Raw genomic sequence first — 267 nt, 5'->3', positions numbered from 1 at the left:
CCTTAGATATTCGGCCTGGAGGATTCCCACCTCCATCTCGCTACTCATTCCGGCATTCTCTCTTCTTAACACTCCACGCCTCCTTACGGTAACGCTTCGCCGCAGTTAAGAATGCTCCTCTACCAATTGACCATAAGTCAATTCCACAGCTTCGGTGTCGTGTTTCAGCCCCGGACATTTTCGGCGCAGGACCTCTCGACTAGTGAGCTATTACGCACTCTTTGAATGTGTGGCTGCTTCTGAGCCAACATCCTAGTTGTCTTCGAA

General features: G+C 50.6%; 1 rRNA gene. It reads right to left on the bottom strand.

Annotated features, from left to right (window positions below):
- Positions 1 to 267 (bottom strand): 23S ribosomal RNA (locus tag NE473_RS32350); the annotation flags it as partial.

Source organism: Hungatella sp. SL.1.14, from assembly GCF_024460495.1.
Lineage (GTDB): Bacteria > Bacillota > Clostridia > Lachnospirales > Lachnospiraceae > Hungatella > Hungatella hathewayi.
This window is presented reverse-complemented; position numbering and strand designations above follow the sequence as displayed.